The 21,706-nt window shown below is 64.3% G+C and carries 20 protein-coding genes; 4 read left to right on the top strand and 16 right to left on the bottom strand.

What is annotated here, in order from left to right; all coding sequences use genetic code 11:
* Window position 1: 1 nt before the first annotated feature.
* The 9 genes from EO170_RS07700 to grxD form a co-directional block, all read right to left on the bottom strand.
* Window positions 2-511: a PilX N-terminal domain-containing pilus assembly protein gene (locus EO170_RS07700; protein ID WP_104581983.1), complete on the bottom strand. Its 510-nt coding sequence runs from the start codon at window positions 509-511 to the stop codon at window positions 2-4.
* 3 nt (window positions 512-514) lie between these two features.
* A complete protein-coding gene (locus EO170_RS07695) occupies window positions 515-1,681 on the bottom strand; it encodes a PilW family protein (protein ID WP_126943785.1) in 1,167 nt (388 codons plus the stop codon).
* Entirely contained in the window at window positions 1,678-2,157 is a 480-nt protein-coding gene (gene pilV / locus EO170_RS07690) for a type IV pilus modification protein PilV (protein ID WP_126943975.1), read from the bottom strand. The genes EO170_RS07695 and pilV overlap by 4 nt, the downstream gene beginning before the upstream one ends.
* Window positions 2,154-2,669, bottom strand: coding sequence for a Tfp pilus assembly protein FimT/FimU (locus EO170_RS07685; protein WP_126943782.1), 516 nt, complete (start codon window positions 2,667-2,669; stop codon window positions 2,154-2,156). The genes pilV and EO170_RS07685 overlap by 4 nt, the downstream gene beginning before the upstream one ends.
* Before the next feature lie 179 nt (window positions 2,670-2,848).
* Complete coding sequence (gene ppnN, locus EO170_RS07680) at window positions 2,849-4,234, bottom strand: nucleotide 5'-monophosphate nucleosidase PpnN (RefSeq protein ID WP_104647998.1); 1,386 nt, start codon at window positions 4,232-4,234, stop codon at window positions 2,849-2,851.
* Between the two features lie 105 nt (window positions 4,235-4,339).
* On the bottom strand, window positions 4,340-7,585 hold the full coding sequence (locus EO170_RS07675; RefSeq protein WP_126943779.1) for a TonB-dependent receptor: 3,246 nt from the start codon (window positions 7,583-7,585) through the stop codon (window positions 4,340-4,342).
* Window positions 7,586-8,038: 453 nt separating this feature from the next.
* Window positions 8,039-8,638, bottom strand: coding sequence for a YhgN family NAAT transporter (locus EO170_RS07670; RefSeq protein WP_005996031.1), 600 nt, complete (start codon window positions 8,636-8,638; stop codon window positions 8,039-8,041).
* Complete coding sequence (locus EO170_RS07665) at window positions 8,635-9,378, bottom strand: SDR family NAD(P)-dependent oxidoreductase (RefSeq protein WP_126943776.1); 744 nt, start codon at window positions 9,376-9,378, stop codon at window positions 8,635-8,637. Before EO170_RS07665 ends, EO170_RS07670 begins: the two co-directional genes overlap by 4 nt.
* On the bottom strand, window positions 9,375-9,695 hold the full coding sequence (gene grxD / locus EO170_RS07660; RefSeq protein ID WP_006450539.1) for a Grx4 family monothiol glutaredoxin: 321 nt from the start codon (window positions 9,693-9,695) through the stop codon (window positions 9,375-9,377). The genes EO170_RS07665 and grxD overlap by 4 nt, the downstream gene beginning before the upstream one ends.
* 121 nt (window positions 9,696-9,816) lie before the next feature.
* On the opposite strand from grxD, the gene EO170_RS07655 reads away from it, so the two are divergent.
* The gene (locus EO170_RS07655) at window positions 9,817-10,395 is read left to right on the top strand and encodes a Fe-Mn family superoxide dismutase (RefSeq protein ID WP_104581977.1); all 579 of its coding nucleotides are present in this window, start codon (window positions 9,817-9,819) and stop codon (window positions 10,393-10,395) included.
* A gap of 129 nt (window positions 10,396-10,524) precedes the next feature.
* Here the strand turns inward: EO170_RS07655 and EO170_RS07650 are convergent, their stop codons facing one another.
* Together EO170_RS07650 and purE are read right to left on the bottom strand one after the other, a co-directional pair.
* Window positions 10,525-11,682: a 5-(carboxyamino)imidazole ribonucleotide synthase gene (locus tag EO170_RS07650; RefSeq protein WP_126943773.1), complete on the bottom strand. Its 1,158-nt coding sequence runs from the start codon at window positions 11,680-11,682 to the stop codon at window positions 10,525-10,527.
* The gene (gene purE, locus EO170_RS07645) at window positions 11,679-12,182 is read right to left on the bottom strand and encodes a 5-(carboxyamino)imidazole ribonucleotide mutase (RefSeq protein WP_104581975.1); all 504 of its coding nucleotides are present in this window, start codon (window positions 12,180-12,182) and stop codon (window positions 11,679-11,681) included. The genes EO170_RS07650 and purE overlap by 4 nt, the downstream gene beginning before the upstream one ends.
* Window positions 12,183-12,240: 58 nt before the next feature.
* On the opposite strand from purE, the gene EO170_RS07640 reads away from it, so the two are divergent.
* The 3 genes from EO170_RS07640 (at window position 12,241) to EO170_RS07630 (ending at window position 14,500) form a co-directional block, all read left to right on the top strand.
* Window positions 12,241-12,510, top strand: a complete 270-nt coding sequence (locus EO170_RS07640) for a Trm112 family protein (RefSeq protein ID WP_104648003.1) — start codon at window positions 12,241-12,243, stop codon at window positions 12,508-12,510.
* Entirely contained in the window at window positions 12,507-13,391 is an 885-nt protein-coding gene (nadC, locus tag EO170_RS07635) for a carboxylating nicotinate-nucleotide diphosphorylase (RefSeq protein ID WP_164740951.1), read from the top strand. The genes EO170_RS07640 and nadC overlap by 4 nt, the downstream gene beginning before the upstream one ends.
* A 62-nt stretch (window positions 13,392-13,453) precedes the next feature.
* Window positions 13,454-14,500 (top strand): DUF2272 domain-containing protein, encoded by a 1,047-nt coding sequence (locus EO170_RS07630; RefSeq protein WP_164740950.1) that lies wholly within the window; start codon window positions 13,454-13,456, stop codon window positions 14,498-14,500.
* Window positions 14,501-14,727: 227 nt separating this feature from the next.
* Here the strand turns inward: EO170_RS07630 and pnp are convergent, their stop codons facing one another.
* From pnp to infB, 5 genes are all read right to left on the bottom strand, one after another.
* Window positions 14,728-16,842: a polyribonucleotide nucleotidyltransferase gene (gene pnp, locus EO170_RS07625; RefSeq protein ID WP_104581972.1), complete on the bottom strand. Its 2,115-nt coding sequence runs from the start codon at window positions 16,840-16,842 to the stop codon at window positions 14,728-14,730.
* Window positions 16,843-17,011: 169 nt separating this feature from the next.
* Entirely contained in the window at window positions 17,012-17,272 is a 261-nt protein-coding gene (rpsO, locus tag EO170_RS07620; protein WP_003485583.1) for a 30S ribosomal protein S15, read from the bottom strand.
* 156 nt (window positions 17,273-17,428) lie between these two features.
* Complete coding sequence (gene truB / locus EO170_RS07615) at window positions 17,429-18,355, bottom strand: tRNA pseudouridine(55) synthase TruB (protein ID WP_119131320.1); 927 nt, start codon at window positions 18,353-18,355, stop codon at window positions 17,429-17,431.
* An 80-nt stretch (window positions 18,356-18,435) separates the two neighbouring features.
* Window positions 18,436-18,828 carry a 30S ribosome-binding factor RbfA gene (rbfA, locus tag EO170_RS07610; RefSeq protein WP_024937968.1) on the bottom strand — a complete coding sequence of 131 codons (393 nt, stop codon included), beginning with the start codon at window positions 18,826-18,828 and terminating at the stop codon, window positions 18,436-18,438.
* A 146-nt stretch (window positions 18,829-18,974) separates the two neighbouring features.
* Entirely contained in the window at window positions 18,975-21,683 is a 2,709-nt protein-coding gene (infB, locus tag EO170_RS07605) for a translation initiation factor IF-2 (RefSeq protein WP_164739843.1), read from the bottom strand.
* Window positions 21,684-21,706: the final 23 nt, after the last annotated feature.

The raw sequence follows: 21,706 nt of genomic DNA, 5'->3' as shown, positions 1-21,706 counted from the left end.
CTCAGAGCTTGAAAATGGTGTCGATCGATGCCGATGACGAGGCATCTGTTGCGGCATCGTTAGCAAATGTAGTGATTTGGTACACTGGAGTCACTGGATCGAGTGGATCCCCCATCGCAAGCGACCCTCCACCGATGATGCACGAGTCAATGCGCCGTACATTGACTGCCTCATTCACCGCCGTTGCCTTGCTGCGCCCCCATGCGACCGGATCAAATGCGGTATCACAGTTCTGCTGAATATCGGTATCAACCAAAGGGGCGCCCGTTGGCGCATCCGTGCGGTTGGCGATGGCCTCAATGGCACGCTCGCTCCGACGCGTCACGCCTTCAGCATGTTGGAAGGCAATATTGGTCGCCAAGTAATTGGACGCCATTTTTTCCTGCATCCCTGCCACTTGCATTCCGGCAATTCCGATTAACGCCAACAGGATTAGCATGATCAGTGCAACGTAGAGCACCGCGCCACGAGGGCGAGCGGGCATAGGACGTAGGCGGGCGTGAGCATTCATGAGTTAGTTCCCGAACAGTCGATTACGCAAGGCGATCGTGGACTCGTACGTCATTCTGTACCGCCCGTCAGTTTGGGCAGGTGGCGCAAAAGACACTCCCAATGCACTTGGATAGCGCACTGAACTTACTGGTCTCTCTGCCGTAGCAGATGAGGGACTACGGGCAAGAATGCCGACCTGGACCTGCCCCACTCGCCGCCACTGCCCAGCCGCTGCAGCATCTGTACCAATGGAAACATCACTTGCGATCGCCTGTGTGTTGATGTTCCCCAATGGTGGGGAGGTTGTGGACATGCTGGCGGTTTGATCAAGACCGAACAGCAGTTGCATGTTCTCGATACCTTCAACCAGTTCCTCGGGCGTTCCGTAATCGTCCACGCCGTTTGAGCGCGCCCGCATCAGCGCCGGCTCGCCCGTTGTTGCGGAGGTCCCAACGTAATACACCAGCGATTCCGCTCGGTATATCAACGCTTGGCCGGTTGGCCTTGCCGAGTAGTTTGATAAATTGGTTCCGTTGGCGGTGATCTTGCCGCTGGCATAGACCCCCTTGAACACCGTTGCATGGGCACAATCAGCGATTCCAAATACAGTCGGAGTCGCCTGGCCACCCTCGGTCAGACGCACGCCGTTAGTGGCGTTGAAGCTGACCACGCTGTTACTGCCCGACGTCAGCGCAGTGATCGGCACGCTCTCTGGAGCCAAGTAGCGTAAAACCAGGATGTCGCTGCCGCCGCGCGGATTGAGCTTGGAAATCGATGCGGGAAGATTTGTTGGTGCCGCCCAGGTGGCTCCGATAGTCAGAACGCCGGGCGGCTTGGTATTAGGCGCTTCGTAGCCTTGCACGCTGACGCTGAAATCCAATGGATGACCCGAACCGCTTGCGGCGCCGGTGGTGACGACCGGGTCCCCCTCACCACGCACGAAATGTGCTTGGTCATTGACGCAGCCAAAATGTCCTGCCATGCGTATGTCGCGCTGCAGGAACTCAAGGGCAAACCGCCCGTTCTCCTGCGCGCGTGCACTCCCTTCCGCAAGCATTGATGCAGTACGGGATGCCGAGAAGATCTGGATCACACCCAGCATCAATACCAAGCCGATCACCATGGCGATCATCATCTCGATCAAACTGATGCCGGCAAACGCACGCTTGGATGGAACGCTACAAGTCATAGCTGAGACACCAGCGTGAACGTTGTGAGCGCATCCGGGTTGCTTGCATCCCAACGCTGATCCCCCCAACTAATGCCCACGGTGACCTGCCCGTTGGCGTTAAGCACCGTCGCACTGGCACCCTCGCCTAATGCCTGCACTACCTGACACTTCCAGCGTGCGACATTGGTTGCGATCGTGAGATTTGTCCCAAGCGGGCGGCTGCAGCTGGCAACAGTGACCGTGTTTGCGGCAAAGGTGGCGTCGGTATACCAGGACGATTGGAAGCGATTGCTGCGCATCTGGTCCAGCAAGTCGTAAGCCAGGTTGGTGGCCTGAGTGCGATAGTTGGCGCTCTGCACAAAACGCACGTTGGCGGTCTGCAACAGCGCAAACCCGAGCAAACCAAACGCAAGAACGATGATGGCGATCAGCACTTCGAGCAGGCTAAAGCCATCGGAACGAGCGCGCGATACAAAGGATCGGGGGAGCGTCACTGGCAAGTGCCTTTCTGGGATGTGATCTGGCCGGCGCCGTTGACGACCAACGTGCGACGCAATGCCTGCCCATCACACGTGGTTGGCTGCAGCGTTATCTGCTGATTTGTGGAAGCAAGCCTGCGCCCGCGTCCATCGAATGCAATCGTTGCGCCGGACGGACCGGAATTGCTTAGCGACGGGTCAATTGAGACGAAACGCAAGACGGTGTCGCCACCCTTGAAAGCTCCATCTCCGTCGGTATCCGCCCAAGCCAGCATCCCGCTCCCCCAGTTGTTGTCGCATGCGGTCCCCGATGCGGTACCGCAAACCCCACCACCTCGGCGATTGCGTATCGCCTCACTGCGCGCGAGAGACAGCAGCCCGAGGGTCTCATTGGCGCTACTGGCTACGCGATTGGAGCGTATTACTCCACGAAAGCTTGGAAGCGCGATCGTAAGCAAAATCGCCAACACGGCGATCGCAATGATCAATTCCACAAGTGTGAAGCCGGTAGATCGGCGAAAAGACATTGGACGCTCCCCAGCGTGACCTGACCAAGATGCTTCGACCGCCCCTCAAGAACAAGCAGTGGGGGGACGAGCGGTCGTTTTAGGGTTGTCGGCGTGCGCGTGGGGACGAACCGGGCCTAGGGTTCGTACCCAGCCCGGCTTTTCCCTTCTCCAGAATGGTGGTCTACATCCAGCAGGCCTTAAGTCACCACCCGATAACAAGGCCGGTAATCGCCCGAAATCTTCATCCGGCGCTGTTCGACGAAGCCGCGCAGCAGCTCGTCCAGGGCCTGCATGATGTCCGGGTCGCCATTGATCTCGAACGGGCCGAATTCCTCGATGCGGCGCATGCCGTCTTCCTTGACGTTGCCGGCGACGATACCGGAGAAGGCGCGGCGCAGGTCGGCAGCCAGGGCGGGCGCCGGGCGGCCGTGGTGCAGATCCAGGGCGGCCATGGCCTCGTGGCTGGGTTCGAATGGCTGCTGGTACTCGAGCGGGATGTGTACCGACCAGTTGAAGTAGTACGAATCCTTCTGTTCCTTGCGGTGCGCGCGCACCTGGTGGATGCCCTCGGCCATGCGACGCGCCACGGCGACCGGGTCGCCAACGATGATCTCGTAGCGGGAAGCGACAGCTTCGCCCAGGGTGAGCCGGATGAAGCGGTCGATCTGCTCGAAATACGGCGCGGCAATGGTCGGGCCGGTCAGGATCAGCGGGAACGGCAGGTCGGCGTTCTCCTCGCGCAGCAGGATGCCGAGCAGGTAGAGGATTTCCTCGGCCGTGCCGACGCCCCCCGGAAACACCAGGATGCCGTGGCCGATGCGGACGAAGGCTTCCAGGCGCTTTTCGATGTCCGGCATGATCACCAGGTGGTTGACGATCGGATTCGGCGACTCGGCGGCGATGATGCCCGGCTCGGTCACGCCGATGTAGCGCGTGTGATGCTTGCGCTGCTTGGCGTGCGCGATGGTGGCACCCTTCATCGGGCCCTTCATCGCGCCCGGCCCGCAGCCGGTGCAGATGTCCAGGCCACGCAAGCCCAGCTCGTAGCCCACCTGCTTGGTGTAGAGGTACTCGTCGCGCGAAATGGAATGGCCACCCCAGCACACGACCAGGTTCGGGTCCGACGGCTGCAGGATGCGCGCGTTGCGCAGCTGGCCGAAGACCGCGTTGGTGATGCCTTCGCTGGTGTCCAGATCCCCGCGCTGGGCTTCCAGCTCGATCGCCATGTAGGCCAGGTCGCGCACCACGGCGAACAGCAGCTCGGCCACGCCGCGGATGATCTCGCCATCGACAAAGGCCATCGCCGGTGCGTTGCTCAGATCGATACGGATGCCACGGTCCTGCTGGTTCACCTGGATATCGAAATCCGGATACAGGTCGCGCGCGGCGCGCGGGTCGTCCGACGCGCTGCCGCTGGTGAGCACGGCCAGCGCGCAACGGCGCAACAGCTCGTGCATGCCGCCGCTGGAGGCGTCGCGTAGACGCGCCACTTCCGCCTTGGACAATACGTCCAGGCCACCACGCGGATAGATCCGCGCATCCACCACCGGCAGCGCCCGTGCTGCCGTACTGCTGAGTTCCATAGCTTGCTCCTGTCGTATCTCAGAACTTTAGCGTACTCACCCGCACAAAAGAAAACGGCCGGGAGAACCCGGCCGTTTTTGCAAGCTTCGACACGCTAGCCAGCTTTAGAACTGATAGCGGAAGCCCAGCTGCAGCGCCCAGCGGGAGATGCCGCGATCGTCGTAGACCGTGGACTGGTCCGGGGTATTGAAGCGGTACACGTACTTGCCGCTGGCCGCATCGACACCACCGTATTCCACGACACCACGCATGCCGGGGAAGCCATACTCTTCGACGCGGCCCCACTTCTTGTTGAGCAGGTTGCCGACGTTCATGACGTCAAGCCAGAGAGAGGCCTTGTTGTCCTTGAAGAAGCCGGGGATCTCCTGCTCGATGTGCAGGTCGAACTGGTTGATCCAGGAGTTGCGCGCGCCGTTGCGCTCGGCCACCTGACCACGGCGGGCAGCCAGATACTCGTTGCCTTCGATGTAGTTCCAGAACGCCTGTTCTTCTCGAGCGGTACCGAACAGCACATCGCCGCGGCCGGCCGGGATATACAACAGGTCGTTCAGGCGGCCGTCGCCATTGGCGTCGTTGTCGAACGCATAGCTATACGGGCGACCATTGCGGCCTTGGTAGATCAGGCCCAACTTGGTCTCGTAGTCGCCGAAGAACGCATGCTTCCAGTTCAACGTGCCGAGGATGCTGTTCTTCACTTCGTACGCAGCGGTCGAGGCAACATTTTCGTTGGCCTGGAAGACCGCATTGTTGCCCAGCTGCGAACCCGAGGTCGAACTGGTCAGGCCGCTGACTTCGTCGGCGTCGGTGTAGGTGTAGTACAAGCCCCACGACCAGTCGCCGCCATTGAAGGGTTTGTTCAGGCCGACGGTGAAGCTCTCGCTGCCGCCCTTATCGGTTGGGCGCGCGATGATGGCATCGTTGAAGCGCCCATCACGCGAGCCGCGCGCATCGACCACCGAGGCGGTTCCGCGCACACAAGCCGCCGGAGCGCCCGCACCGGTCGGATTACGGCCGTCGTCCAACCAGCAGGCCGGATTCAAGCCTGCAGTATTCCAGTACAGGTTACGACCATCCTGACCCACGCGGCTGGTATTGCCCAGATTGAGCTGCTGGTAGTAGATCGCCTCGTTGACCTTGGTCACCACCGCCTCGGCAGATGCCACGATGCCGTACCAGGGCAGCTCGGTATCGAATGCCAGGTTGGCCTTCCATACCGACGGCTGACCCAGCTTGCTGTCGACGAAATCGACGGACTGCGTAGCGCCATTCAACGAACCATTACCGATCGGCTGGTTATTGATGTCAGGCGTGAAACGAATGCCATTGGTGTTCACCAGTGTCTGGCTGGAGAAGTTGTAATCGGTGTACGCCAGGCCGGTGTTGGAGTACGGGTTGGACAACCACACGGTTGCCGCGGCCCCCTGGAACAGGCCCACGCCGCCGCGCAGTTGGGTCGGGCGGTCGCTGTCGAAGGTGTAGTTGAAACCGAAGCGCGGCTCAAACAGGCCGTTGCCATCGATGGTCTGATCGTTACGGAAGCCGAACAGCGTCGACGCGGTCGCGTTGTAGGCCGGGCTGTTCTTGACCATCGGTTCGTCGTAACGCACACCGAACGTCAGCGTCAGGTTGTTGTTGACGGCCCAGGTGTCCTGCAGGAAGACGCCGACATTGCGCATGCCCCAGTCTGCGGCGATGTCGTCGATGTTGCCGCTGTTGGACCGCGAATAACGATAGTTCAGCGGGCGATTGGCCGCGTAGTCGGCAACCGAGTTGAACGTGTAGGAACCGAAGACGCGCTGGCCGAACAGGTTGAACAGATCGTTGTCTTCGTAGTCGAAGCCGAACTTGACGGTGTGGTCGTTCAAGAACAACGTGCCGGCAAAGAACGCATTCCACGTTTCGGTACGCAGTTCGTTGGCCTGGGTGCTCTGCTCGGTGCCCAGGTTGACGGTGTTGTTACCGATGCGCACAGCAACGGCCGGCAGCTGCGATGCAGCAGTACGCACGGCCGAGTAGTCGCGGTAAGACACCTTGGCTTCGGTCGAGAAGGTGTCGGTCCAATCGCTGAACAACTGGGCCGTATAGGTCTTGAGGCTGAAGTCGCGCACGTAGTGATACGAATTCAGCGACAGCGCCTGATTGCCGAAACCGTTGAGGTTGGCAGTGCTCTGCTCGCTCTCGCCATAACGGAACGAGGCGCGATGCTTGTCGGAGATGTTCCAGTCAAGCTTGAAGCCCTTTTCTTCCGAATCCGAATCCAGCGCTGGCAGCGCCAGGGTTCCCGGGTCAAACCCGTAGACGTTACGTGAGATGTCGATGATCCGATCGATGTCCGCCTGCGGGATCTGCACGATGTTGCTCGCGCCAGAACCGATCGGGCCGTAGCCGGAGGCTCCGGTGAACACGCCCTTGCCCTTGTACTTTTCGTAGTTGGCGAAGAAGAACAGCTTGTCCTTGATGACCGGGCCGCCCAGGGTCAGGCCGTAGGTGGTTTCGTTATCGAACAGCTGCGGGCGGATATCGTTCTGGTTCTTGCCCGACCAATCGTTCTCACGGTAGGTGCCGTACACCGAACCGTGGAACTCGTTGGTACCGGACTTGGTGACCGCATTGATCACGCCGCCGGTGGCGCCGGTGATGGTGACGTCGTAGTTGGCGACGTCGACGGAGATTTCGTCGATGACATCCATCGAGAACGGCTGGCGCGGCGTCGGCAAGCCGTTGGATTCCAGGCCGAACGCGTCGTTGGTGCTGATACCGTCGACACGGATCAGGTTGAAGCGCGGATTCTGGCCGCCCACGGAAATTTCATTCCGCGCCTTGTCGGTCTGCGCCACGCGCGGATCCAGACGTACGTAGTCCTGCAGGTTACGGTTGATCGAGGGCAGCGATTCGATCTGCTCGCGGGTCACATTGGTACCGGTGCCCATCTTGTTCGCACTGAACAGCGCCGAGCCGTAATCGCCGCCGATGGCCTGCACCGCGCCCAGCGTGGTCACGTCACCGCCCAGGGATGCGTCGACGCTATTGACCTGATTGAGGTTCAGGTACACGCCCTCTTCCGTCTTCGTCCCTTCACCCGACTTGGTGATCGTGATGGTGTACGGCCCGCCCACACGCAGGCCGCGCGCGTTGTAGCGTCCACTGGCATCGGTGGTGGCGCGGCTGACGGTTCCCGATTCGACGTGGGTGATCGTCACTTCGGCATTTGGCACCGGCTGACCGCCGCTGCTGGTAACCAGGCCAGCGACGCCGGCAGAGGTGCTCTGAGCGAACACGGGGGCGGCGGCGAGCGCGGCAACAAGGCCAAGCGTCAGCTTGGACATGCGAAGACAACGGGGGTGGGTCATTTCGGTAGCCTCGATACAGGTTGGGCAGTGACAAAAAGGCGCAGTCAGCCCAACCGTTCCCGGGGGTGGGCTGCCGATGATCTGGGGTCCCTCGCCGCGCGGCGGTTGCTGCCGCAACGGTTAACAACAGATTAACACGCTAAGGCCTGATTGTGACGGCGGCGTGACAAAGTTCGCGCAGTGCAACATGAACTTCGCATGTGAAGGCGTAAACGCCAGCTTGCGCAAAGTCGCGCGGCATCTGCGACCGGTGTCGCGCTATTGAGACGTTTGATCGAAAACAGGGCTCATTTGGCCCGAAAGCGCGGCAAGGGCTGTCGAAGGCCCTTGTTACAGAGGCACCCCGGCGCCGCCGGCGGCTTGCACCGCTACGCGTCAGTGGCGTGGCTTCAGATTCTCGCTAGGCAGTGTCACAGGTCGCTCCCATGCCCTGCCCGCCTATCACCGACCGGCTCAGATCGACACCGGCAGCTTGAAATACGTCCCCAGGCCATCCAGGAACATCTGCACCGAAATGGCCACCAGCAACATGCCCATCAGGCGCTCGATCGCGGTCAGTGCGCGATGACCGAGCAGTTTGTACAACAGCGGGGCCGAGGCCAGGATGGTGGAGGCACCGATCCAGGCGATCATCAAGGCCAGGCTCCAATCCCAGAGCCGGGTGGGTTCGTTGCTGCCCATCAGCATCACCGCCGCCATCCCGGACGGGCCGGCCACCAGCGGGATCGCCAGCGGCACGATGAAGGGCTCGCCATCGGGTATCTCGCCCATCAGGCCTTCCGGACGCGGGAAGATCATGCGGATGCCGATCAGGAACAGCACGATGCCGCCGGCGATCGCCACCGACTCCTGGCGCAGGTGCATCAGCTCCAGTGCGTACTTGCCGCCCCACAGAAACGCCATCAGCACGCACAAGGCGATCAGCAACTCGCGCGCGAGCACGAAGCGCTGCCGCTTCGGTGGCAGCGGCTTGAGCACGCTGAGAAACACCGGGATGTTGCCCAGCGGGTCGAGGATCAGGAACAGCAGCAGCGCCGCCGAAAGAATGGTCATGCGGAAGGGCTCCAGATCGCACCGCGGTGCGAAGCACCTGCCATGGACAACAAGGTGACGCAGGCGGACGCATAGCGCGCGGGGTCCACCGCGTCGCTGTCTTCCTGATGGGTAAAGGCGCGCGCGCGCAAGGCGGTGCGCATCGGGCCGGGCTGCAGTCCGCTGATGCGGACCGGGCCGGCGGCGGTTTCGTGATGCAGGCTGGCGAGCAGGCCACGCTGCGCATGCTGGGCAGCGCCATAGGCGCCCCAATAGGCCTGGCCAACGCGTGCAGGGTCGTCGACGACGAAGACCACCGCCGCATCGGCTTGCTGCCGCAGCAGCGGCAGGCAGGCCTGGGTCAACCAGGCGCGCGCGGTGAGGTTGACATGCAGGTTGCGTGCGAAGTCGGCAGGTGCCGCAAGTTCGGCCGGGGTCAGGCCGGCGAAGTCGGCAGCGCAGTGCAGCAGGCCATGCAGGCCACCCAGCTCGGATTGCAGCCGTTGCGCCAGCGCGGCGTAGTCGTCCGGCGTGGCGCCGGCCAGATCCAGCGGATACAGCAACGGCTCCGGACCGAGCTTGGCAACGGCGTCATAGACGCGCTCCAGCGGGCGCAGCTTGCGGCCCAGCAGCACCACGGTCACACCGGCCACTGCGCATGCCTGCGCAGCGGCTGCGCCAAGACCGCCCGCTGCGCCGGTGATCAGCACCACGCGCCCGGCAAGCGCCGACGCATCGGGCTGGGCCTGCGCCAGGCTCACGGCTGGTAGGCCTCGCTGACAATGCGCTTGAGCTCGCCGGCCTCGAACAGTTCCAGCGTGATGTCGCAACCGCCGATCAACTCGCCGTGGATGAACAATTGCGGGAAGGTTGGCCAGTTGGAATAGCGCGGCAGATTGGCGCGTACTTCGGGCTCTTCGAGCACGTTGACCGTGCGCAACTGATCGGCGCCGGCAGCGACCAGGGCCTGCACGGCGCGGCTGGAAAAACCGCACATCGGAAATTGCGGGGTGCCTTTCATGAACAGCACGATCGGGTGTTGTTCGACTTCGGCCTGGATCCGTTCCATCACCGGCATTGGACTCTCCTGACTGGGAGCGGCAGGCCCGACCGCCGGGTCGGATAGACTTCCGCAAAGGCGCGCATTGTAAGCCCTCGGCGCGACCTGTCGCCGTACTCCCTTCGCTGCCCTTGCCATCATGCCGATCGAACACCTTGCACTGCCCTACTCCCGCGCCGCTCTGGAGCCGCATCTTTCCGCCGCCACCCTGGAGGCGCACCACGGCGTCTGTTACCGCAGCGAGGTCGATCGGCTCAATGCACGCATCGAAGGCAGCGAGTTCGCCGAGCTGACGCTGGAAGACATCATCGCGCAGGCGCAGGGCACGCTGTTCCATCTGGCTGCGCAGGTGTGGAACCACACGTTCTACTGGCAGTGCCTGCGCCCACGTGGCGGCGGCGAGCCGCTGGGCCGGCTGGCCGACCGCATTGCCAAATCATTCGGCGACTTCGTGCACTTCAGGCAGGAATTCAACCGCGTCGCCCTGGGCACCTTCGGCTCGGGCTGGGTGTGGCTGGTGCAGCGGCCGGATGGCACGTTGGCGATCGTCGCCACGCCGAATGCCTCCACGCCGCTCACCGGCCCGGACACGCCGTTGCTCGCCTGCGACCTCTGGGAGCATGCGTACTACCTGGACTACCGGCAGGACCGCGCGCAATACCTGGACGCATTCTGGAAGCTGATCAACTGGGACTTCGTGGCCAGCCGGCTGGGCTAGCCGCTTGCGCGGTTGCAACAGGTCAACGTCCAATTGACTGGTTGCGACGGCGCACCCGGCGGCATCGCGCACTGCGGTCCAGCTCCGCCACGACCCTGCGCGTGCGCCGGGTCGCAGCGGCGCCAACGCTCATTCTGCGACTGACCCTTCGCTCAAGCGCGCAAGCACCGGACTGACCTGTGCCTCACGCTGCAGCACGGTGCCTGCGTCGCCCACTGCCTGCGCAAGCGCCTGCGGCGTCTCGGCGCGCAGCGTGGCATGGCCGACCTTGCGGCCCTCGCGCGATTGCTTGCCGTAGTCGTGCCAATGCCCACCGGGCACCGCCAGGAATGCGGCAGCATCCGGCATCGCACCCAGCCAGTTGAGCATGCAGGCATGTCCACGCATCGCGGTGCTGCCGAGCGGCAAACCGAGCACCGCACGCACGTGATTTTCGAACTGCGAGGTCTCGGCACCTTCGATGGTCCAGTGCCCGGAGTTGTGGACGCGCGGCGCCATCTCGTTGGCGAGCAGTTGGCCATCGCGCACGAACAGCTCGAGCGCGAAGACGCCCACGTAGTCCACGCGCTCGGCGATCGCGCGCGCATGCGCCTCTGCCACCGCCTGCAACCCGGCATCCACATGCGCCGGCGCAAGACTGGCCGAGAGCACACCGTCCACATGCCAGTTTTCAGTCAGCGGCCAGGCACGGAACTCGCCATCGCGCCCACGCACGGCCACCACGCTGACCTCGCGCTCGAACGGTACGAAGGCTTCCACGATCAGGCCGACCCTGGCGGCCTGCGCGCCGAGCGCGTCCCACGCGGCATCGGCATCGGCCGGCGTCTTGATGCGGAACTGGCCCTTGCCGTCGTAACCGAAGCGGCGCGTCTTGAGCACGCACGGCGTGCCGATACGGGCCAACGCGGCATCCAGTCCCGCACGGTCGTCGATGGCGGCGAACGCGGGCACCGGAATGCCGAGCTCGCGGAACAGGGTCTTTTCGCTGAGCCGGTCCTGCGCCACCGCCAACGCGGCAGCACTGGGAAACACCGGCACCTGCGCGGCCAATTGCTGCGCGCTGGCAGCCGGCACGTTTTCGAAATCGAAGGTGATCACATCCACGTGTGCGGCGAATGCGGCAAGCGCGGCGGTGTCGTCGAAGGCGCCTGCCTGCAGCGGCGCCACCTGCCCTGCGCAGCCGTCAGCGGCCGGGTCGAACACCGCAAACCGCAAGCCCAGCGGCGCGCCGGCCAGTACCAGCATGCGGGCCAACTGGCCGCCGCCCAGAATACCGACCGTGGTCATTGGCGCGGGTCGTCGCTGGCCATGACATCGTCGGTCTGCCTGGCGCGGAACTGCGCCAGTGCCTGACCGATCTGCGCCTGCTCCGGCGCCAGCATCGCAGCGGCGAACAAGGCCGCATTCGCCGCGCCGGCGTTGCCGATCGCAAACGTCGCCACCGGAATCCCGGCCGGCATCTGCACGATCGACAGCAGCGAATCCATGCCGTTGAGCGCCTTGGACTGCACCGGCACACCGAGCACCGGCACCGCCGTCTTGGCCGCCAGCATGCCAGGCAGGTGCGCTGCGCCACCGGCGCCGGCGATGATCGCGCGCAGGCCACGGTCGCCCGCCTGCTCTGCATAGCTGAACAACACATCCGGTGTGCGGTGCGCCGAGACCACCTTGACTTCGTACGGCACGCCCAGCGCATCGAGCTTCTGAGCTGCGTGTTGCATGGTTTCCCAATCGGAACGGGAACCCATCACGATGCCGACCAGCGGCGCGGAGTGGTTGGAGGTCATGGCCCTGCCCTGCGGTAAAGACGTATTCTAGCCATCTTCCACGCAAGACAAGACTTCGATGGATCGCAAACTGCTCGACCTGCTGTGCTCGCCCGACACCCGCCAGCCGCTCTCGCTGCTCGACGGCAAGGGCCTGGAGGCACTCAATACCGCCATCGCCGGCGGAACCCTGCAGCGTGCCGACGGCACGGCGCAGACACAGCCGCTGCGCGAGGCGCTGATCACGCGCGACCGCAAGCAGGTCTTCCGCGTCGACGACGGCATTCCGGTGCTGCTGGCCGAAGAAGCGATCGGCACAGCGCAGATCGCCGACTTCCCCGAAAAGTGACGTCTTCCGCAAGCACGGCCGTGCCGGAGGCGCCGCCGGCCGCGCTGGTGGATGCCGATGTGGCGCGCGCGCTGGCCGAGGACATCGGCACAGGCGATGTGACTGCGGCGTTGTTGCCCGATCAGCCAGACAGCGCGTACCTGCTGTGCAAGCAGGATGCCGTGATCGCCGGGCGGCCCTGGTTCGACGCCACGCACCGCGCGCTCGATCCGCAGGTGCGTATCGACTGGCAGGTGCACGAGGGCCAGCACGTTGCCGCCGGCACGGTGCTGGCGCTGCTGCATGGCCGCAGCCGCAGCCTGGTCAGTGCCGAGCGCACCTCGCTCAACTTCCTGCAGACGCTGTCGGCTACCGCCACCACCACCGCTGCATACGTCGCCGCCGTGGCCGGCACCGGCACGCGCATCCTGGATACGCGCAAGACGCTGCCGGGCCTGCGCGCCGCGCAGAAATACGCCGTGCGTTGCGGTGGCGGCGACAATCACCGCATCGGGCTGTTCGACACGGTGATGCTCAAGGAAAACCATATCCGCGCCGCCGGCTCGTTGAGCGCCGCCGTGCATGCCGCACGTGCGCAGCAACCGCAGTTGCCGCTGGTGGTGGAGGTGGAAACCCTGGAGCAGCTGCGCGAGGCCTTGCAGGTCGGGTGTACGCGCATCCTGATCGACGATTTCGACCCGGCACTGCGGCGCGAGGCAGTGCGCATCGTTGCCGCCCTGCCGCGCGACCAACGCATTCCGCTGGAAGTCTCCGGCAGCGTGGATCTGGCCGGCATTGCCGCCATTGCGGCCGATGGCGTGGATTGCATTTCCATCGGCGGGCTCACCAAGCACGTGCACGCCGTCGATCTGTCGCTCAAACTCGGCCCGCCGCCGCACTGATTTCACGCGTGCCCGCAGCCGGCTCTGTCAGCCTGCTGCGATTGTTCTGTGCAGGATCTGCGATGACTGTAAAACCTTGGCCGTGGCTCTGTCTGGTGTTGGCCGCATGGGGCGGCACCGCGGCCGCCGCGGAAGTCTGCGACGTGCCGCCACGCTTCGGCACCAGCCCTGCTGCAATCGCCATCGTGCGCAATGCCTGCAACGAGCATCGCTTGTGGCAACGCCCGTTTATCGATGCCAAGGGGCGTCTGGCCAGCCTGGGCGTGACCGAAGCCGAATCAGGCTATCTCGCCGACCATGGCGTGGTCGCGTGGCAACGCGTGGCAGGCTACTGGCGCGACAGCGGCACGCTCGCATCGATGGGCGGGCGCCCGGGCGCGTCGAGCTGCGCGGCACTGGATGGCACGCGCTACACCGCCAGCGATTGCCGTGCGTTCCTGGTCGACAACCCGTGGTCGGCTGCCTTCATCTCCTGGGTGATGACACAGGCCGGCCTGAGCGGCTTCCATCGCTCTGCACGCCATCTGGATTACATCCGCAGCGCCTACAACGATGGCGCCAGTGGGCCCTACCAGTTCACCGACCCGGCGGTGGAGAAGCCCGCTCCCGGCGATCTGCTGTGCCTGTTGCGCGGGCGCAGTGTCGCGCTGGGCTACGCCGGCCTCAGGGCCGGGCTTGGCGGCAGCGCGCCGATGCCGTGGCAATCGCATTGCGACGTAGTGATAGCCGCCAACGTCGGTGGCGATCGCACCCTGTACCTGATCGGCGGCAACGTGTTCAACACCGTGATGATGCGCAAGATGCCGCTGGACCGCGCCGGCCGCGTGGTATTGCCGGCACCGCAGTCCGACGGCAGCCAGGACCAGAGCGAGGACGGCCTGGGCATCGCCAGCGAGTGCACGCCGGCCCACGAGGAACTCTGCGATTTCAATCGACGCGACTGGGCGGCCCTGTTGAAGCTGCGCCCGGATGCGGCGATGACTGCACCTCCGCCGGTCGAGCCACTGCCTTCGCCAACCATCTTGCCCGCAACGATGCCGCCGGGTTTTCCACGCGTCGTGCCACCGCGTCCGGAAACACAGCCCGCGCCGACCCAGCAGCCCGGGTAAGCAAGGCTCGAAGCCCCTCTCCCGTCGGGAGAGGGGTTGGGGGGTGAGGGTACGGAAGCGAAGCCCTGGCGAAGGTTCGACCACACGAGGCTTCGCCCGCACCCTCATCCGCCCCTGCGGGGCACCTTCTCCCGCAGGAGAAGGATCAAGGCACCGGCGATTGCCCTAAACACCCAATAAAAAAGCGGGCCGAAGCCCGCTTTTCGTAACGCGTCAAACCGTGGCGATTACTCGGCCGATGCCGGCAGGCCTTCGCCTTCTTCCACTGCCTTGATCGACAGACGGATACGGCCCTGCTTGTCCACTTCCAGCACCTTGACGCGGACCAGATCGCCTTCCTTCAGCTTGTCGCCGACCTTCTCCACGCGCTCGCTGGAGATCTGCGAGACGTGCACCAGGCCGTCCTTGCCCGGCAGGATGGTGACGAATGCACCGAAGTCCATGATCTTGGCGACCTTGCCCTCGTAGATGCGACCCGGCTCCACGTCCGAGGTGATCTGCTCGATGCGCGACTTCGCAGCCTGCGCAGCGATGGCGTTGACCGACGCGATGATGATCGTGCCGTCGTCCTGGATATCAATCTGCGTGCCGGTTTCCTTGGTAATGGCCTGGATGGTCGAGCCACCCTTGCCGATCACTTCGCGGATCTTGTCCGGGTGGATCTTGATGGTCAGCAGGCGCGGGGCGTAATCGCTCAGTTCCTGACGCGGGGTGGTCAGGGCATGCGCCATCTCGCCGAGGATGTGCAGACGGCCGGCCTTGGCCTGCTGCAATGCCTGCTTCATGATCTCTTCGGTGATGCCTTCGATCTTGATGTCCATCTGCAGCGCGGACACGCCTTCGGCAGTACCGGCCACCTTGAAGTCCATGTCGCCGAGGTGATCTTCGTCACCCAGGATGTCCGACAGCACGACGAAGTCGTTGCCTTCCTTGACCAGACCCATCGCGATACCCGCGACCGGCGCCTTGATCGGCACGCCGGCATCCATCAGTGCCAGCGAGCTGCCGCAGACCGAGGCCATCGAGGACGAACCGTTGGACTCGGTGATTTCCGAGACCACGCGGATGGTGTACGGGAATTCTTCCAGGCTCGGCATCACGGCCAGCACGCCGCGCTTGGCCAGACGGCCGTGGCCGATCTCGCGACGCTTCGGCGCACCGAAACGACCGCACTCGCCCACCGAATACGGAGGGAAGTTGTAATGGAACAGGAAGTTTTCCTTGTACTCGCCCGAGACGGCGTCGATGACCTGACCGTCGCGTGCGGTGCCGAGCGTGGTGATCACGATCGCCTGGGTCTCGCCGCGGGTGAACAGCGCCGAGCCATGGGTACGCGGCAGCACGCCCGCCTTGGCGCTGATCGGACGCACGGTATCCAGTGCACGGCCGTCGATGCGCACCTTGGTGCTCAGCACCGAGCCACGCATGGTCTGGTATTCCAGTTCGCCGAATTCCTTGGACAGATCACCGGCAGCCCAGCCTTCGACGGTGGCGCGCGGTGCCAGCGCACCCAGCACGTCCTTCTTGATCGCCGAAATCGCATCACGGCGCTGCAGCTTGTCGCGCACCTGGAATGCCGACGCGAGCTGATCGCCCACCGCTTCCTTCAGCGCGGCGATCATGCCGTCATTCTTGGCCGGAGCCACCCAGTCGGACGGCTTGGTGCCGGCTTCGACGGTCAGCTCATTGATGATGTTGATGACCTTCTGCATCTCGCGATGGCCGAACGTCACCGCGCCCAGCATCACTTCTTCCGACAGCAGCTCGGCTTCGGACTCGACCATCAGCACCGCGTTGGCGGTACCGGCCACGACCAGCTCCAGCTGCGAATCCTTCAGCTCGGTCACGGTCGGGTTGAGGATGTATTCGCCATTCTTGTAGCCGACCTTCGCCGCAGCGATCGGGCCGTTGAACGGGGTGCCGGCCAGCGACAGCGCGGCCGATGCGCCGATCAGCGCGGCGATATCGCCGTCGATGTCCGGGTTCATCGACATCACGGTGGCGATGATCTGCACTTCGTTCTTGTAGTCCTCCGGGAACAGCGGACGGATCGGGCGATCGATCAGGCGCGAGATCAACGTTTCCTTCTCGGTCGCACGTCCTTCGCGCTTGAAGAAGCCGCCCGGGATGCGGCCGCCGGCGTAGAACTTCTCCTGATAATCGACCGTCAGAGGAAAGAAGTCCTGCCCTTCGCGCGCACTCTTGGCGGCGACGGCGGTGACCAGCAGTACGGTGTCGTCGAACTTGACGATGACGGCGCCGCCTGCCTGGCGAGCGATTTCGCCCGTCTCCAGGGTGACGGTGTGCTTGCCGTACTGGAAGGTTTTGGTGATTTTTGCCACGGAGGTTTTTTCCCTTAGGTGTTGCTGTCTTCGTTGGACCGTCGTCGACCCATGCCGAGAACGGGCGGCCGGGAGGCTCCGGCCCATGAACTGCATGCTGCAGATAACGTAATGCGAATGACCAAAACAAAGCCGCGGCGCATCGCTGCGCCGCGGCGGTAGGACTCGATTAGCGGCGCAGGCCGAGCTTCTCGATCAAGGACTTGTAACGCTCGTTGTCCTTCTTCTTCAGGTAGTCGAGCAGGCTGCGGCGGCGGTTGACCATCTGCAGCAGGCCACGACGGCTGTGGTGATCCTTCTTGTGGGTCTTGAAGTGGCCGGTCAGCAGCTCGATGCGCGCGGTCAGCAGGGCGACCTGCACTTCCGGCGAACCGGTGTCCTGGGCGCTGCGCTTGTTGTCTTCAATAACTTTCTGGGTGTCGACGGACATGATGTTTACTCGATAGATGCGTGGTCGACAGGAACGTGCATGACGCACCGCCGGACTCGCCGTTTGCTTGGGATGAGCGCGCTTGGCGCTGAGGTGCCCCGATCGGGGCCGCAAAATTGTAACGTCGTGCGGCCCCGGGGACAAGTTGACTAAACCTTAACAAGACGCCACTTCGTTCAGTCCATTGAACAATCGCTGCGGCGACAAGCGCCCCTCCGCGTCCACCAGGCCTAGCCCGGAGGGGGTTCCGTCGGGTCCGAACACAGCCACCTGGCCGGTCGGAAATGCCGCATCGCGCAGACGCTGGCCCATGCGAAAACGTGCCGCGTGCGCGGCATCGAGCACGATCCGCGCAAAATCGGCCAGTCCGGCCTCGATCGGCAGCAGCAGGTCCTGTGCGTCGGTGCCCGCTTCCAGGGCAGCCGACAGCGCCTCCAGCGTGATCATCTGCGGCGTGCGAAACGGCTCGACCCAGAGCCGGCGCAGCGAGGCGATATGCGCACCGCAGCCGAGCACTTCGCCCAGATCGCGCGCCAGGCTGCGGATATAGGTGCCCGAGCCGCAGGTCACGCGCAGTTGCAGCCGCGGCGCGGCGTAGCCGATCACGTCGATCGCCTGCACCTCGACCTCGCGCACCGGCGCCTCGATCGCCTCGCCACGGCGCGCCTTGGCGTACAGCGGCTCGCCGCCCTGCTTGAGCGCGGAATAGATCGGCGCCTGTTGGCGGATGCGCCCGATGAAGGGCGTCAGCGCTGCACGCAGCGCGTCTTCGTCCAGTGCGGGCACTGCACGCTCGCGCAGGACCTGACCATCGGCATCGTCGGTATCGGTGGTGACACCCAGCACGACCTCGGCATCGTAGGCCTTGGCAGAACCGAGCAGCAGGCCGGCAATCTTGGTCGCCTCGCCCAGACACAGCGGCAGCAGGCCGGTGGCCAGCGGGTCCAGGCTGCCGGTGTGGCCGCCCTTTTCGGCACGCAGCAAGCGACGCGCGGACTGCAAGGCCGTGTTGGAGCTGACTCCAGCCGGCTTGTCGAGCAACAGGATGCCGTGCAACGGGCGATAGACGATGCGGGGTTTCAAGAGATCAGTGCTCGAAGCGGGCACCGTGCGCGCCCGTTGAAATCAGGGCCGCTGGTCAACAGGCGGCCGGCCGGCAGCGCTCAGCGCTGCTCGGCGTCCTCGTCGCTGGACGCGGCCTCGGGGCCGACATCGTCCAGGTCACGCAGCAGGTTGTCGATACGCTCGCCGCGGTCGACCGAATCGTCGTAATGGAAATGCAGCTCGGGCACATGCCGCAGCTTCATCGCGCGTGCCAGCTGCGTCCGCAGCTGACCGGCGATTTCCTTGAGCCCCTTGACCGCTTCGGCCGAGCGCTCCTGCTGCAGCGCGGTGACGAACACCTTGGCATGCGCCAGGTCGCGGCTGATTTCGACGTCGGACACGCTGACCGACGGCAGGCCGTGGTCGCGCACGGCCGCGTGCACGATCGTGCCGAGGTCGCGGCGCACCTGCGCCGAAACACGGTCGGTGCGATGGAATGATTTGGTTGGCATGGTCGTGGACCTGGTTGATTCGGAGGGCCAGTTGGCACCGAAGCCAAAAACGGACGCGGGCGGCCATGCCGCCCTCGCCTTGCAGAACTTGCGTTACGGAACGACTCCGCTCGACGGAGTCCGGGGCCCGCAGGCCCCGGCAACCGTTACAGCGTGCGGGCGACTTCGATACGCTCGAAGCACTCGATCTGATCGCCGGCCTTGACGTCGTTGTAGGCCTTCACGCCGATACCGCATTCGGTACCGTTGCGCACTTCCTCGACGTTTTCCTTGAAGCGGCGCAACGATTCCAGCTCGCCCTCGAACACCACGACGCTGTCGCGGAGCACGCGGATCGGCTTGCTGCGCTTCACCACGCCTTCGATGATCATGCAGCCTGCAACCGCACCGAACTTGGAGCTGCGGAACACGTCGCGAACCTGCGCGATACCGATGATCTCTTCGCGGATTTCCACGCCGAGCAGACCGGACGCCACCTGCTTCACCTGGTCGATCACGTCATAGATGATCGAGAAGTAACGCAGATCGATGCCGTTGGACTCGACGATCTTGCGCGCCGAGGCATCGGCACGCACGTTGAAGCCGATGATCGTGGCCTTGGAAGCCGCCGCCGAATTCGCATCGGACTCGGTGATGCCGCCCACGCCGGAGTGGATCACGTTGATGCGGATGTCGTCGTTGGACAATGCCACCAGCGACTGCTTCAGCGCTTCCACCGAACCCTGCACGTCGGCCTTGATCACCAGGTTCAGCACCTGCTGGCCTTCGCCCTTGCCCATCTGGGCCAGGATGTCTTCCATGCGGTTGCTGGCCGAGGCGACCAGGCGCGACTCGCGGCGCTTGGTTTCGCGCTGCTGCGCCACGTCCTTGGCAAGACGCTCGTCGTCGACGACCACGAAGTCATCACCGGCTTCCGGCACGCCGGACAGGCCGAGCACCTGCACCGGAATCGATGGGCCGGCCGAGGCCGGCTGATGGCCGGTCTCGTCGAACAGCGCACGCACACGGCCGTACTGGATACCGCAGACCAGGTAATCGCCACGCTTCAGCGCGCCCTGCTGCACCAGCACCGTTGCGACCGGGCCACGGCCCTTGTCCAGCGAGGACTCGATGACGGTACCGCTGGCGCGGCCTTCGGCCACCGCCTTGAGTTCCAGCACTTCGGCCTGCAGCGAGATCGCGTCCAGCAACGTGTCCACACCGGTACCGAGCTTGGCCGACACCTCGATGAACTGGGTATCGCCGCCGAACTCTTCGGCCACCACGTTTTCAGCCAGCAATTCATTCTTGACCCGCAGCGGATCCGCGCCGGCCTTGTCGATCTTGTTGACCGCCACGATCAACGGAACGCCCGCCGCCTTGGCATGCGCCACCGCTTCCTTGGTCTGCGGCATCACGCCGTCATCGGCCGCGACCACCAGCACCACGATGTCGGTGATCTTGGCGCCACGGGCACGCATCGAGGTAAACGCGGCATGGCCGGGCGTATCCAGGAAGCTGATGACGCCACGGCCGGTTTCGACGTGGTACGCACCGATGTGCTGGGTGATGCCGCCGGCTTCGCCCGAGGCAATCTTGGTGCGACGGATGTAATCCAGCAACGAGGTCTTGCCGTGATCGACGTGACCCATGATGGTCACCACCGGCGGACGCGAGGTGGTCTCGCCCTGCGCATCCTCGGCATGCGCCAGCAGCGCATCCTCGAAGTCGGCATTGTCGGCACGCACGGCCTTGTGGCCGAGCTCTTCGGTCACCAGCGCGGCGGTGTCATGGTCGATGCTCTGGGTGATGGTCGCCATGACGCCCATCTTGAACAGCGCCTTGACCACGTCGCCGCCCTTGAGCGCGAGCTTCTGCGCCAGGTCGGCCACAGTGATGGTGTCGCCGATCGCCACTTCGCGCACCACCGGTGCGGTCGGACGCTCGAACCCGTGCGGACCGCTGTTGCCCTGGTTGCCGCCACGGCCGCTGTCGTTGCCACGGCGCGAGGACGACGAACCGGGACGACCGGTCGGCTTGCCGCGCACATTGGAACGACGCGCACGATCAGCCGCAGACAGATGCAACTGCCCGGCGAAACGCTTGGTCGCATCGTCGTCTTCGACACCGGCCACCATGACGTGCGAACCGCGCGTCTTGTGCTTGGCCGCATTGGAACGATCGTCCGGGCGCGCCGGCGTGGCCGGGCGCGATGCCGGCGACGCGCCAGCCGGACGGGCCGGACGCGGTGCCGACGACGGCGAAGACGGTGCACGCGCGGCAGGCGCCGACGGCGTCGGCGCAGCAGCAACCGGGGCCGGCGCACTGGCAGCCGCAGCGGCTTCCTCGGCAGCCTTGCGCTCGGCTTCTGCACGGTCCTTGGCGGCCTGCTCTTCTTCCCGCTTGCGCTGAATCGCTTCATCGCGCAGACGATCGCTTTCGGCCAGCGCCTGCTGCTCGTCGAGATTGCGCTGACGCGAAGCGGCGAGCTTGGCCAGGATGTCGGCGCGCTCCTCGTCCGGCGTCATCGGCGCCGGGCGCCCGCCGCCTTCGTTTTCGGACTTCACGTAGGTGCGCTTCTGCCGCACTTCCACGTTGACCGTGGTCTTGGTGCGGCCGGCGCTGACCGTGACTTCCTGCAGCTTGCGCCGGTTGAGCGTGATCTTCTTGGCTGCTTCGCTCGCCGCTTCGGCGGGCGTGTCGGCCTTGCCATGCGTACGGCGCAGGAAGCCAAGCAGTTTCATCTTCTCGGTGCTGGTCACGACCTGGTCGGGACCGCTGAACTTCATTCCGGCCTCGGCCAGTTGAACCAGCAGTTTATCGACCGGCGTATTGACCAGTTCGGCAAGCTTGCGGATGGTGGTTTGCTGCGACATTCGGATCCTATGATCTGGTTGGC

Origin of the sequence: Xanthomonas sp. BRIP62409 (assembly GCF_003992965.1) — a bacterium.
Taxonomy (GTDB): domain Bacteria; phylum Pseudomonadota; class Gammaproteobacteria; order Xanthomonadales; family Xanthomonadaceae; genus Xanthomonas; species Xanthomonas euroxanthea.
The sequence above is the reverse complement of the archived record's forward strand: the minus strand, read 5'-3'. Positions and strand labels throughout refer to the sequence as shown.

Coding starts and splice junctions, on each gene's coding strand:
- EO170_RS07695 (WP_126943785.1), bottom strand. CDS start 1,681: ATGACTTGTAGCGTTCCATCCAAGCGTGCGTTTGCCGGCATCAGTTTG.
- EO170_RS07655 (WP_104581977.1), top strand. CDS start 9,817: ATGCCGATCGAACACCTTGCACTGCCCTACTCCCGCGCCGCTCTGGAG.
- EO170_RS07700 (WP_104581983.1), bottom strand. CDS start 511: ATGAATGCTCACGCCCGCCTACGTCCTATGCCCGCTCGCCCTCGTGGC.
- EO170_RS07650 (WP_126943773.1), bottom strand. CDS start 11,682: ATGACCACGGTCGGTATTCTGGGCGGCGGCCAGTTGGCCCGCATGCTG.
- EO170_RS07670 (WP_005996031.1), bottom strand. CDS start 8,638: ATGACCATTCTTTCGGCGGCGCTGCTGCTGTTCCTGATCCTCGACCCG.
- infB (WP_164739843.1), bottom strand. CDS start 21,683: ATGTCGCAGCAAACCACCATCCGCAAGCTTGCCGAACTGGTCAATACG.
- rbfA (WP_024937968.1), bottom strand. CDS start 18,828: ATGCCAACCAAATCATTCCATCGCACCGACCGTGTTTCGGCGCAGGTG.
- purE (WP_104581975.1), bottom strand. CDS start 12,182: ATGACCTCCAACCACTCCGCGCCGCTGGTCGGCATCGTGATGGGTTCC.
- rpsO (WP_003485583.1), bottom strand. CDS start 17,272: ATGTCCGTCGACACCCAGAAAGTTATTGAAGACAACAAGCGCAGCGCC.
- ppnN (WP_104647998.1), bottom strand. CDS start 4,234: ATGGAACTCAGCAGTACGGCAGCACGGGCGCTGCCGGTGGTGGATGCG.
- grxD (WP_006450539.1), bottom strand. CDS start 9,695: ATGCCGGTGATGGAACGGATCCAGGCCGAAGTCGAACAACACCCGATC.
- EO170_RS07630 (WP_164740950.1), top strand. CDS start 13,454: ATGACTGTAAAACCTTGGCCGTGGCTCTGTCTGGTGTTGGCCGCATGG.
- EO170_RS07640 (WP_104648003.1), top strand. CDS start 12,241: ATGGATCGCAAACTGCTCGACCTGCTGTGCTCGCCCGACACCCGCCAG.
- EO170_RS07675 (WP_126943779.1), bottom strand. CDS start 7,585: ATGACCCACCCCCGTTGTCTTCGCATGTCCAAGCTGACGCTTGGCCTT.
- EO170_RS07685 (WP_126943782.1), bottom strand. CDS start 2,669: ATGTCTTTTCGCCGATCTACCGGCTTCACACTTGTGGAATTGATCATT.